General features: G+C 68.2%; 1 protein-coding gene. It reads right to left on the bottom strand.

What is annotated here, in order from left to right; translation table 11 throughout:
- Positions 1–12: 12 nt before the first annotated feature.
- Positions 13–14,325 (bottom strand): amino acid adenylation domain-containing protein, encoded by a 14,313-nt coding sequence (locus tag OHA65_RS37680; RefSeq protein WP_331736380.1) that lies wholly within the window; start codon positions 14,323–14,325, stop codon positions 13–15.
- Between the last annotated feature and the right edge of the window lie 11 nt (positions 14,326–14,336).

Here is a 14,336-nt window from a genome sequence, read left to right as displayed (position 1 = left end):
TGGAAAGCGGCGTCATTCGCCGTCTTCCGGAAGGGGGCGCATACGTCGCAGCTTGGGACGCGCCTTCGCCGTCGCTGCTGAAGCGAGTTCCGTCGCCAGGAGAGCCACGGTGGGTGCGCCGAACAGCGACCGGACGGTGACTTCCACTCCCAGTGCCGTGCGGATCCGCCGTACGAGCCGGGTCGCCAGCAAGGAGTGTCCGCCGAGGTCGAAGAAGCTGTCGTCGATCGTCACCGACTCCACGCCGAGGACCTCGGCGAAGAGACCGCACATGATCTCCTCCTGCGGGGTCCGCGGTGCCCGTCCCGAACCGTCCGGCGTGTATTCGGGGGCCGGCAGGGCCCGTCGGTCCAGCTTTCCGTTCGGCGTCAACGGCAGACCGTCCAGCACGACGAAGGCCGACGGCACCATGTAGTCCGGCAGGCTTCGACGGACGTGACTGCGCAGTTCAGCGGTGACGGCGCTCCACGGCACGTCGTGTGCAGAGGCATCGTGTGTCGGTACGACGTAGGCGGTGAGTCGCTTGTCGCCGGGCTGGTCCTCCCGTACGACGACGGCCGCCTGGGCGACCTGCTCGTGACCAGCGAGTACGGCTTCGATCTCGCCCGGCTCGATGCGGAAGCCCCGCACCTTCACCTGAGCATCGGCGCGGCCGACGAACTCCAGGACCCCGTCCGCGGACCACCGCACCACGTCACCCGTCCGGTACATCCGCGAACCCGCAACCACCGCGAACGGGTCCGCGACGAACCGCTCCGCCGTCAGATCAGAACGGCCCACATAACCCCGAGCCAGACCAGCACCCGCAACATACAACTCACCCGCCACACCCACCGGCACCGGCGACAGCGCCGCGTCCAACACATACACCCGCGTGTTCCACACCGGACGCCCGATCGGCACCGTGCCATCGCCCGCCCGACACTCCCACAACGTCACGTCCACCGTGGTCTCCGTCGGACCGAACGAGTTGAACACCCGACGCCCCGAAGCCCACCGCCCAACCAACCCCGCCGACGACGCCTCGCCCGCCAACACCAACGTCAAACCCGCAGGAAGAGCGTCCTCCCCCAACACCTCCAACACCGCCGGCGGCAACGTCGCATGCGTCACCCCATGCCGCACCACGAACCGCGACAACGCCTCACCCGCGACCCGCTCCTCCAACAACGGCACCACCAACACCGCACCCGACAACAACGCCATCCAGATCTCCCAGACCGACGTGTCAAAGCTCACCGAAGCAAACTGAAGAACCCGGGCACCCAACCCCACACCCAGACCCTCAACCTGAGTCCCCGACAAACTCGCCACACCCGCATGCGACACCACCACACCCTTCGGCCGACCCGTCGAACCCGACGTATAAACCACATACGCCGGATGAGCAGGCAACACCGGATACGAGCGATCACTGTCGGACAGATCTGCGCCGTCCCGGCCGGCAACGGCATGCCGGACTCCGGGCTCGTCGAGCAGCAGGCACGGTGCGGCGACGTCCTGGGGCAGCACAGCCGCCGTGTCCGTATCAGTGATCACCAGCACGGGTTCTGCGTCCGCGAGCATGTACGCGATCCGGTCCGCCGGATACTCCGGGTCCACCGGCACATAACCCGCACCGCTCTTCAACACCGCGAGCAACGCCACGAACAGATCCACCGACCGCGGCAAAGCCACCGCCACCAGACGCTCCGGACCCGCACCACACGCCACCAGATGCCGGGCCAAACGATTCGCCCGAGCGTTCAACTCCCCATACGACAGCTCAACCCCACCGCAGACCACGGCAACGGCATCGCGAGTACGCGCCACCTGCGCCTCGAACAGCTCCGGCAACGTGGCATCCGGAACCCCACGAACCGTGTCGTTCCACTCCACCAACACCCGCCGACGCTCCTCGACACCGAGGACGCTGACAGAGCGAATCGCCGCATCGGGATCGGCGGTGACTGCCTTGAGGACCCGCACCAGACGGTCCACGAGTCCTCGGCCCGTCTCCTCCGAGAACAGGTCGGTGCGGTATTCCAGCTGTCCCTCAAGACCTGCGGGCTTCCCGTCGGTGCCGTGGGTCTCCCCCAGGCTGAACGACAGGTCGAACCTGGCGGCCACCCCGTCAGCAGGCTCCGGCTGGGTCTGGATGCCGGGCAGGTCGAGGTCCGGGCGGGTGTTGTTCTGGAAGGCGAGCAAGACCTGGAAGAGGGGGTGGCGGGCCATGGAACGCGCTGGGTTGAGGATCTCCACCAGTCGCTCGAACGGCACGTCCTGATGGGCGTACGCCGCCAGGTCCGCTTCCCGGACCCGTTCAATGACCTCGCGGAACGTCGGGTCGCCCGAGACGTCGGTCCGCAGGACCAGCGTGTTCACGAAGAACCCGACGAGATCGTCCAGGGCGTCGTCGGTGCGGCCGGCGATCGGCGTGCCGATCGGAATGTCCTCCCCGGCGCCCATCTTCGACAGCAGCACCGCGAGCGCCGCCTGCACCGTCATGAAGACACTCGCCCCGCAGGAGCGGGACAGCTCCACCAGCCGGGCATGCACCTCCGCCGGAACACGGACGTCCACCGCAGCACCCTCGTGCGATGCGACGGCGGGACGCGGGTGGTCGACCGGCAGCTCAAGCTGCTCCGGCAGGTCGGCCAGGGCCTGCTTCCAGTAGGCGACCTGGGCCGCGATCACGCTCTCCGGGTCCTCCTCGTCACCCAGGACCTCGCGCTGCCACAACGTGTAATCCGCGTACTGCACGCCAAGCGGCTGCCACACCGGGGCGTGCCCCTGGCAGCGGGCCGCGTACGCCTGCGAAAGGTTGCGGGCCAGTGGTGCCATCGACCAGCCGTCCGCTGCGATGTGGTGCACCACCATGACCAGGACCCACTCGCCGGGCGCGTCGGTGACCTCCAGCAGGCGCACCCGCCACGGCAGGTCCCGCTGCAGATCGAACCCGGCACCCGTCACGTCCGCCACCGCTGCGGCAACGCCACCAGCCGGCACGGACTCCACCACGACATCGGGAACCCCCGCAGCACCCTGCAAGATCTCCTGCCGCGGATCCCCGTCCACCTGCGGGAACATCGTCCGCAGGCTCTCGTGCCGGCCCGCAACGTCCGCCAGCGAAGCCCGCAGCGCCTCCACGTCCAGCGCACCCGTCAGACGCAGCACGAGCGGAATGTTGTACGTCGCGGAGACGCCTTCCAGCTGACCCAGGAACCACAGACGGCGCTGGGCGAACGACACCGGAAGAACCTCCGGCCGCACCCGCTGTTCCAGCGGGTTCCGGACCCGACCACCGTCTTCGAGCCGCTCCACCAACCCCGCGACGGTCGGCGCCTCGAACAACGACCGGATGCTCACCTCGACCCCGAGGACGGACCGGATCCGACTCACCAGGCGGGTCGCCAGCAGCGAATGCCCACCCAACTCGAAGAAACCGTCATCGATCGACACGACGTCCACGCCGAGGACCTCGGCGAACAGCCCGCACAGGATCTCCTCCCGCGGCGACCGCGGCCCACGGCCCATGCCTCCCGCCGCGTACTCCGGGACCGGCAGGGCCCGCCGGTCCAGCTTTCCGTTCGGCGTCAACGGCAGCGCGTCGAGCACGACGAAAGCCGACGGCACCATGTAGTCCGGCAGCCGGTCCGCCACGAACCCACGCAGCACAGCAGGGTCGAGCGCGCCGGTTGCCACGCCGGCACCCGGCACCACGTACGCCACCAGCCGCTTGTCGCCGGGGGTGTCCTCCCGTACGACCACAGCTGCCTGGCTCACGAGGGCGTGCTCCGCCAGGGAGATCTCGATCTCGCCGAGTTCGAGCCGCTGTCCGCGGATCTTGACCTGGTGGTCCCGCCGCTCCACGAACTCCAGGCGGCCGTCCGGGAGGCACCTGACGTAGTCGCCCATGCGGTACATCCGTGCGCCGGGTTCGTCGGAGAAGGGGTCGGCCACGAAGGCGGCGGCCGTGCGGGTCGCGTCCCCGATGTAGCCCTGGCCGACGCCCACGCCGCTGACGTACAGGTCTCCCGGCATGCCCTGGGGGACCGGCTGGAGAGCCTCGTTCAGGATGTACAGCCGTATGTTTCGAATGGGGGTGCCGATGGTGACCTTCTGCTCGGCACCGTACTTCTCGCTCGTGATGACGGCGTGCGAGACGTCGTCCGAGCATTCCGTCGATCCGTAGGCATTGACGAGCGGGATCTCCGGGTACCGCGCGAACCATCGCTCGCACAGGCTGCCCGGAAGCGGCTCACCCGTCACGACCAACCAGCGGAGCCGCGGCAGTTCGAGCTGTACTTCCTCGGCGTCCCACAGGTCGAGGGCGGCCCGGAGGAGCGAGGGAACGACCTCCAGGACGGACACGCCTTCGTCGGTCACGCGCCGGAACAGCTCCCGGGGGTCTGCTGCGACCGTCCGGTCGACGACGCGGATCCGCCCGCCGAGCATCAGCGCGGCGAACATCTGCCAGACCGAAATGTTGAAGGTCAGCGGCGCGTTCTGCATGACGTGGTCCGCTGCGGAAAGGTGCAGGTCCTCGATCTTCGCCAGGAGATGGTTCTCCATGCCGGCCCGGTGGACCATCGCTCCCTTCGGTCGCCCGGTGGAACCCGAAGTGAAGATGGAGTACGCGATGTCGTACGTCCTGGATCGGCTCGGGTACCACTCGGCCCCGTCCTGTTCGTCGCCCATGACCAGGACCTCGACGTTGCCGCCCGACGCAGCCGCGATGGCGTGCGCCTGCTCAAGGTGCTTCTTCTCCGTCAGCAGGCAGTCCGCACCGCTGTCGGTGAGGTACGTCGCGCTCCGCGCATTCGGGGCGTGCGGGTCCAGCGGGATGTAGCCCGCTCGGCTGCCGAACACGCCCAGCACCGACCACACGAACGGCGCGCCGGGGTCGGAGAGGATTCCGACGAGTGCTCCCGCTCCTGTTCCGCGTTCCGCAAGGCGCCTGGACAGTGCGCTCGCTCGGGACATCAGGGCCTCGTAGGTGACGTCTCCGTCATCGTCCGTGACGGCGACCGCGTCCGGCTGCCTGCGGGCGACGTCCCTGATCCTGTCCACGACGTCGCGGAACTCCGCCACGTCACGGCGGCCGTGCAGGGCGGAGAGCACGTGCTCACGCTCTTGTGCGTCGAGGATGTCGACACGGCCCACGGGGGTCCGCGGGGTTTCGGCGATGGCCCGGAGAACGAGGAGGAGCCGACTGCCGAGTTCCTCCACCGCTGCACGGGTGAACAGGTCGGGTCCGTATTCCATGCGGATCTCGACGCTGTCCCCGGGCAGGACGCGCAGATTCATCGGGTAGTGGCTGGCGTCGTGGGCTTCGGCGTGGGTGAGGGTGAGGGCGGACGTCGCCCGTTCGAAGGCTTCGTTCTCGACCGGGTAGTTCTCGAACACGATCACGGTGTCGAAGAGCTCGTTGGCCGGGGTCAGGTTGTGGATGTCGGTGAGTTTGAGGTGCTGGTGTGCCAGGAGGGCGCTCTGTTCGTCCTGGAGTCGCACGAGTGCGTCGGTCAGGGTTTCGGCAGGCTTCAGGCGTACGCGTACCGGCACGGTGTTGATGAACAGGCCGACCATCGATTCGATGCCGGGGATCTGGGCCGGGCGTCCGGCGACCGTCGCGCCGAAGACCACGTCGTCCCGGCCGGTCATGTGCCCGAGCAACACCGCCCACGCCTGCTGGACCACCGTGTTCAACGTGACCCCGCAGCTGCGGGCCGCAGCCGTCAGCGCAGCCGTCAACTCTTCCGGCACACGCACCGTGACCCTCTCGGGAGCCACCGGTACCCGACCCGCACGCACCGGGGCGAGCCGGGTCGCTTCCTCCACACCCGCAAGAGAGCGCCGCCACGCCTCCTCCGCCGCACCACGGTCCTGCTCCGTCACCCACGCCAGGTAATCCCGGTAGGGAGTGACGGGTTCCAAGTCTCCGCCGTGCCCGCCCTGGCCGTAGGCAACGAACAGCTCGCGCATCAGGACGGGCAGGGACCAGCCGTCCAGCAGCAGGTGGTGGCTCGTGAAGACCAGCCGGAACCGCTGGTCACCGAGGCAGATCAGCGTGAAACGCAGCAGCGGCGGGGCGGACAGGTCGAAGCGCCGCGTCCGGTCCTGCGCAAGCCACTGGGCAACAGCGGTCTCCTGACGGCCGGAGTCCAGGCCCGAGAAGTCGATCTCCTCCCAGGGGAGCTCCACGTTCCGGGGAATGACCTGGACCGGCTGCCGCAGACCATCGTGGATGAAGCCCGCGCGCAGATTCGCATGTCGGTCCACGACCACGGACGCAGCAGCCCGCAGCGCCGCACGATCCAAAGGCCCTTCCACCAGCGAAGACAACTGCGTCGTGTAGACGTCCAGCGCCTGCTCGTCGTAGAGAGCGTGGAAGAGCAAACCTTCCTGCAGAGGCGCCAACGGAAGAACGTCCGAGATGTCCTTCCACCGCCCCTCCACCACCCCGATCTCCGCCTGGTTCAGGGAGACCAGGGGAAGGTCGGAGGGTGTGTATCCACCCGCGTCGGGATCGGCCGCATGCCGAGTGATCGCCTTCAGGGCGTCGACGAACAACCCGGACACCTCGACGACATCAGATTCGTCAAGCACACCCGACACCCACGACCAAGACACCTGCAAACACGGACCGGCCGCAGCATCCTGAACCACCGCATTGATCTCCAACGCATGCGGAACCGGCATCCGCGGATCCAACCCACTACCCAACGCCACCGACTCAGGAGCGATCTGCCAAGCACCACCACCCCCCACACTGAACCGGCCCAAATAGTTGAACCCGATCTCCGGCCGCGCCCCCCGCTCCAACACCGCACCCGTCTCGGCATTCAAATACCGCAACAAACCAAAACCCAGACCACGGTCAGGAACCGACCGCACCTGCTCCTTCACCCGCTTCAACACCACACCAGCCTGGGCACCACCAGCCCACACCTCACCCGCATCAAAAACCCCAGGATCAATCCGCAACGGATACGCACTGGTAAACCAACCCAACGTCCGCGACAGATCCACCCCCTCCACCACTTCCTCCCGACCGTGCCCCTCCAACTCCACCAACACCCCACCAGCAGAACCACCACGCCAGCGCGTCACCGCCAACGCAAGTGCCGCCAACAACACGTCCTCAACACCCGCACGGAAAACAGAAGCCACATCACCCAACAACGGACGGGTCTCCTCCGGCGACAACTCCACCACCACACCCCGCACCGCCCCAGCGGTATCCCGCGCCGGATCCAAGCCACGAGACCCCACCCGAACACCAGGAGTCGCCACCATCTCCCGCCACAAACCCAACTCCGCAACCCGCTCCGCCGAACCAGCCAACCGCACCAAATGACCAGCCCAGCCACGGAACGAAGTCCCCACCGGCTCCAACACCACCGAACCACCCACCGAAAGCGCAGCCCACGCCGCCGCGAGATCCGGCAACAACACACGCCAAGAAACCCCGTCAACAACCAAGTGATGCAACACCAACAGCACACGACCCGGTGTGCCAGCGCCCGCGTCGAACCACACCACCTGCACCATCACACCCACCAACGGATCCAAACGCTCACGCGCCGAAACCGCCTCCGCCAACACCACCTCCTCCCACCCGACACCCACAACACCCGACACATCCACACGACGCACACACCCCGCCGCATCCACCCCACCCGACGGCAACACCTCCAAACCCCAACCCGAACCCCAACCAGAATCAGAGCCAGAGCCAGAATCAGAGCCAGAGTGAGAGCCAGAGCCTTGGGTGACCTTCATCCGTAGGCCGTCATGCTGATCGAGGACCGACCCCACCATCGCGGTCAACACCTCCAACGACAGCCCCGCCGGCGCCCCCACCAGCATCGACTGCGAGAACCCCGCCAACGGGCCACCCCGTTCACGAACCTGGTGCATCACCGGCGTCAACGGCACCACACCCACCCCAGCACCCTCGGCCTCCACCACCACCGAACCCTCGGACACAACAACCACCGAGGCCAAACCCGCCACCGACTTGCGCTCAAACACATCACGCGGCGAAAACACCAGACCAGCAGCCCGCGCCCGCGCCACCAACTGGATCGACAAAATGCTGTCGCCACCCAACTCGAAGAACCCGTCATCGACGGAAACCTCAGAAAGCCCAAGAACCTCGGCGAACAACCCACACAAAACTTCCTCGTGCGGCGTCCGCGGCCCCCTACCCACTCCCCCGCCAGAAGCAACCTCAGGCACCGGCAACGCCCTACGGTCCAACTTCCCGTTCGGCGTCAACGGCAACGCGTCCAACACCACGAACGCCGACGGCACCATGTAATCCGGCAACCGCTCCCCCACGAACCCACGCAACACGACCGGATCGAGAGCATCGTCATCCGCCGCCACGGCGTACGCCACCAGTCGCCGGTCGCCGGGACGGTCCTCCCGTACGACGACCACGACTTGGCCCACCGATTCGTGCCCGGTCAGGACGGCCTCGATCTCGCCCGGCTCGATGCGGAAACCCCGCACCTTCACCTGGGCATCCGCACGCCCCACGAACTCCAGAACACCGTCCGCGGACCACCGCACCACATCACCGGTCCGATACATCCGCGACCCAGCCACCACCGCGAACGGATCCGCAACGAACCGCTCCGCCGTCAAACCAGGACGACCCACATACCCACGAGCCAACTGCGCACCCGCTATGTACAACTCACCCGCCACACCCACCGGCACCGGCGACAAACCCGCATCCAACACATAGACGCGCGTGTTCCACACCGGGCGCCCGATCGGCACGGTGTCGTCGGTCGCCTTGCACTCCCAGAACGTGACGTCCACCGCGGCCTCGGTGGGGCCGTAGAGGTTGTGGACGGATCCACCGAGCGTGCGCAGCGCCTGGTTCTTCAACTCCACGGACAGCGCTTCACCACTGCACACGAGGTTCTTCAGCGGTGCGCAGGAGGCTGCGTCGGGATGCTGGAGGAAGGCGCCCAGCATCGACGGCACGAAGTGTGCAGTGGTGACCTTTTCGGTACGGATCAGCTCGGCGAGGGCGGCGGGGTCCTTGTGTTCTCCGCCCGCGGCGACGACCAGTGCGGCGCCGACGACGAGCGGCCAGAAGAACTCCCACACGGATACGTCGAATGCGGACGAGGTCTTCTGGAGGACTCGGTCCGTCGGCTCCAGACCGTATTCGTTCTGCATCCAGAGCAGGCGATTGGTGATCGCGGCATGGGAGACGGCCACGCCCTTGGGCCGTCCGGTGGAACCGGACGTGTAGATCACGTAGGCCGTGTGCTGCGGAAGCAGGCGGTTCGGGCGGCGCTCGTCGGCGGAGGGGTCGCGGGGGTCCTGGCCCTCCAGAAGGGTCCGCGTGGCCGGGTCGTCCAGTACGAGCCGGCTCACGTGGGCCGCGGCCTCCGCAGGCAGCTTCTCCGCCGTTTCCGCCCGGGTGACGACGAGGACCGGGTCGGCGTCCCGGAGCATGTGGGCGATGCGCTCGGTGGGGTATTCCGGGTCGATGGGGACGTAGCCGGCGCCGGTCTTCACTACGGCCAGCAGGGCGACGACGAGGTCGACCGAGCGGGGCGCTGCCACGGCGACGAGGCGTTCGGGGCCGGCGCCCCGGTCGGCGAGGTGCCTGGCGAGTCGGTTCGCTCGCCCATTGAGTTCCGCGTAGGTCAGCCGGGTCCCGCCACCGGTGACGGCCAGGGCGTCGGGCGTCCGTGCGGCCTGCTGCTCGAACAGATCCGGCAGCGTGGTCTCGGGCACGGCATGCGCGGTGTCGTTCCAAGCGGTCAGGATCCGCTCGCGTTCGTCCTGGCTCTGCAGGGGGATTTCTCGGACGAGCTGCCGGGCGTTCGCCGCGACCGCCTTGAGGATCCGGACGAAGCGATCCGCGATGCCTTCCACCGAGGGACGGTCGAACGCATCGGGGCGGTAGTCGAGCCGCAGGTGCATGCCGGCTCCCGGCATCACCATCAGGCTGAGTGGGTAGTGGGTCGCATCCCGTGCTTCGGCGTGGGTGAGGCTGAGGGTGGAAGCCTCCTGTTCCACGGCCGAGTCTTCGACCGGGTAGTTCTCGAACACGACGACGGTGTCGAAGAGCTCGTCGGCCGGGGTCAGGTTGTGGATGTCGGTGAGTTTGAGGTGCTGGTGTGCCAGGAGGGCGCTCTGTTCGTCCTGGAGCCGCACCAGCGCCTCCTGTACCGACTCGGCAGGCTTGAGGCGTACCCGTACCGGCACGGTGTTGATGAACAGGCCGACCATCGATTCGATGCCGGGGATCTGGGCCGGGCGTCCGGCGACCGTCGCACCGAAGACCACGTCGTCCCGGCCGGTCATGTGCCCGAGCAACACCGCCCACGCCTGCTGGACCGCGGTGTTCAACGTGACCCCGCAGCTACGGGCCGCAGCCGTCAGCGCAGCCGTCAACTCCTCCGGCACACGCACCGTGACCCTCTCAGGAGCCACCGGTACCCGACCCGCACGCACCGGGGCGAGCCGGGTCGCTTCCTCCACACCCGCAAGAGAGCGCCGCCACGCCTCCTCCGCCGCACCACGGTCCTGCTGCGCCACCCACGCCAGGTAGTCCCGGTAGGGCGTCACCCGCGCCAGGCCGTCACCGCGGCCGCCCTGTACGTACGCGGTCATCAGCTCGCGCATCAGCACGGGCAGGGACCACCCGTCCAGCAGCAGGTGGTGGCTCGTGAAGACCAGCCGGAACCGCTGGTCACCGAGGCGGATCAGCGTGAACCGCAGCAGCGGCGGGGCGGACAGGTCGAAGCGCCGCGTCCGGTCCTGCTCAAGCCATGCCTCGACCGCGGCTTCCTGGGCGACGACGTCCGCCGCGCGGAAGTCGACCTCTTCCCAGGGCACGTCGACCTGCTTGGGGATGATCTGGACCGGCTGCCGCAGGCCCTCGTACGCGAAGCCCGCGCGCAGATTCGCATGCCGGTCCACGACCACGGACGCAGCGGCCCGCAGCGCCGCACGGTCCAAAGGCCCTTCCACCAGCGAAGACAACTGCGTCGTGTAGACGTCCAGCGCCTGCTCGTCGTAGAGAGCGTGGAAGAGCAAACCTTCCTGCAGAGGCGCCAACGGAAGAACGTCCGAGATGTCCTTCCACCGCCCCTCCACCACCCCGATCTCCGCCTGGTTCAGGGAGACCAGGGGAAGATCTGAAGGAGTGAATCCGCCCGCGCCGGGGTCGGCCGTGTGACGGGAGCGGACGGCAAGGGCGGCCACCGTCTTCCGCTCGAACACGTCCCGTGCGGAGAGGACCAGGCCGGCGGCCCGGGCCCGTGCCACCAGCTGGATCGACAGGATGCTGTCGCCGCCCAGCTCGAAGAAGCCGTCATCGATCGACACGGCGTCGACACCGAGGACCTCGGCGAACAGCTTGCAGAGGATCTCTTCCTGCGGCGTGCGCGGTCCCTTGTACGTGGTGCCGGAAGCGACTTCCGGCGCCGGCAGCGCCCGCCGGTCCAGCTTGCCGTTCGGTGTGAGGGGCAGCTCGTCCAGCGTGATGAACGCGGAGGGCACCATGTAGTCCGGCAGTCGCTCCGCCACGTGCCGACGCAGGACGGCAGCGTCGAAGTCCGCGGTCGTAGCCACCACGTAGGCGGTGAGGCGCTTGTCGCCCGGCGTGTCCTCCCGCACCACGACCGCGCTCTGCACAACCAGCCCGTGATCCGCCAACACCGCTTCGATCTCGCCCGGCTCGATACGGAAACCCCGCACCTTCACCTGACCGTCAGCACGCCCGATGAACTCCAGAACACCGTCCGCGGACCACCGCACGAGGTCACCGGTCCGGTACATCCGCGACCCGGCCACCGTGGCGAACGGGTCCGCGACGAACCGCTCCGCCGTCAGACCCGCACGCCCCACATATCCACGAGCCACACCCGTCCCCGCAATGTACAACTCACCCGCCACACCCACTGGAACCGGAGACAGCCCCCCGTCCAGCACGTACACCCGCGTGTTGTCCATCGGCCGACCGATCGGCACCGACCCACCCACGACCGAACCCACCGGAACCTCGAACTGCGTCGCGCACAAGGTGATCTCCGTCGGCCCGTACAGCACCCGCACCACCGTGCCCGGACACGCCTCCACCACCCGCCGCACCGCCACCGGCGACACCACATCGCCACCCGTCAACACCTCACGGACGCCGGAGAAACAGTCCGCGTCCTGTTCGGCGATCACGCGGAAGAGCCCGGCGGTCAGGTGTACGGAGGTGATCCGTTCCCGGGTGAGGAGCTTCCTCAGGGCCGCCGAGTCGATCGGCTCCGTCGGAGCCACGACCACCCGCGCCCCGGAGAGCAGCGGAACCCACAGCTCGTAGTCGGAGATGTCGAAGGCGTGCGGTGCATGGAAGAGGACGCGGTCTTCGGGGCCGCTCTTCCAGGACGGGTCGAGGGCCAGGTCGACGACGGCCCGGTGCGTGACGGCAACGCCCTTGGGCTCACCCGTGGAGCCGGACGTGTACATCACGTACGCCAGGCCGTCGGCCTCCGCACGAGCGCCAGCACCGGCGGGGGCACCGAAGAGGGGCTCCGAGCCGTTCCGGGCCTCGCCGGCTGCTGCCGCAGTGCCGTCCGCCGCATGGACGACGACCGCCGTGCCCGCAAATGCGGCCGCATCCTCCGGCCGGTCCGTCAGCAGCAGCCGGGCGTGGCTGTCCTCGACGACGAGTCGGCGGCGCTCCGCCGGGTAGCCGTCGTGCAGCGGTACGTAGAACGCGCCGGTCTTGAGCACGGCCAGCAGCGCGACCACGAGGTCGGTGGAGCGTTCCATCCATATCGCGACTGCCTGTTCCGGTCCCGCGCCCAGGGCGACGAGTTCGCGGGCCAGGGCGCCCGCCCGGGCGTCCAGCTCGGCGTACGTGATCTCCGTTCCTCCGCCCGTGAGGGCGACGGCGTCCGGGGTGGCTTGCGCCTGTGCCCGGAAGAGGTCGGGCACGGTGGGGAGCGGGGTCCGGGTGGTGGCTCCGTGGCCCAGGGCGAGGAGCTGCTCCCGTTCGGCCGGGCCGAGCAGGTCGAGGTCACGGATCGCAGTGTCCGGTGCGGCGACGACGGCTTCGAGGAGTCGGACGAGTCGCGCCGCCAGCTGTTCGACGGCCGCCCGGTCGAAGGCGTCCTCGCGGTAGTCGAGGTTCAGGACGAGCTCGCGTCCGGGAAGGACCATGAGGCTCAGCGGATAGTGGGTCGCGTCGTGGCCCGTGACGTCGGCGACCTGGAGGTCCACACCGAGTCCGGCGGACGCGGCCTCGTCCACCGGATAGTTCTCGAATACGACCACGGTGTCGAAGAGGTCGGTCCGTCCCGCGGCCTTCTGGATTTCGGCGAGCCCGAGGTGCTGGTGGGGCATCAGACGTGCCTGCTCGTCCTGAAGCCGCGCGAGGGCCTCGACGACGGTCCGTGCGGGGTCGAGTCGTACCCGGACCGGCAGGGTGTTGATGAACAGCCCGACCATGGTCTCGATGCCGGGGAGCTCCGGGGGGCGTCCGGAGACCGTGGTGCCGAAGACCACGTCCTCCAGACCGGTGAGACGTCCCAGCAGGATGCCCCAGGCGCCCTGCATCAGCGTGTTGAAGGTGAGGTTCCGGGTGCGTGCCAGTTCGGCGAGGGCGCTTGTCAGGCGTTCGTCGACCGTGAAGGTGGCGCGTTGCGGGAACGATTCGGTCGGGCTCGTACCCGGGTTGGGTACGAGGCGGGTGGAGTCCTGGAGTCCGTCGAGTGCGGCCGCCCATTCCTTGCGCGCGCTCTCGCCGTCCTGCCGTGCGGTCCAGGCGAGGTAGTCGCGGTACGGCGTGACCGGCGTGAGGCGGGCTTCGCCTCGGCTCTGGTAGAGCTTGAACAGCTCTTGGAACAGGACCGCGTTCGACCATCCGTCGAGCAGGATGTGGTGGTTGGCCCAGACGAACCGGTAGTCGTCCTCGGCCATCCGGACGAGGGCGCAGCGGATCAGCGGGGCCCGGCCCAGGTCGAACCGGCGCCCGCGGTCCTCCGCGAGGATGCGTTCGAGTTCGGCTGCGCGCTGCTCGTGCGCGAGGTGGGTGAGGTCGATGTCCTGCCAGGGGACCTCGACGTCGCGCATCACCAGCTGTACGGGCTGCCCCGTCTTGCGGTGCTGTACGCCCACCCGGAGGTTGGCGTGACGGGTCAGCACCTCGTTCACTGCCGTGCGCAGTGCAGGTCCGTCGACCGTGCCGCGCAGGGAGATGACGAGCTGGACGACGTACGTGTCTGCGGCTTCGTCGTCGAACTGTGCATGGAAGAGGAGCCCCTCCTGCAGGGGCGACAACGGAAGGATGTCTTCAATTCGCGACCGCTTCATCTCAAATCCTT

It is taken from the genome of Streptomyces sp. NBC_00045, from assembly GCF_045041095.1.
Taxonomy (GTDB): Bacteria; Actinomycetota; Actinomycetes; order Streptomycetales; family Streptomycetaceae; genus Streptomyces.
The sequence above is the reverse complement of the archived record's forward strand: the minus strand, read 5'-3'. Positions and strand labels throughout refer to the sequence as shown.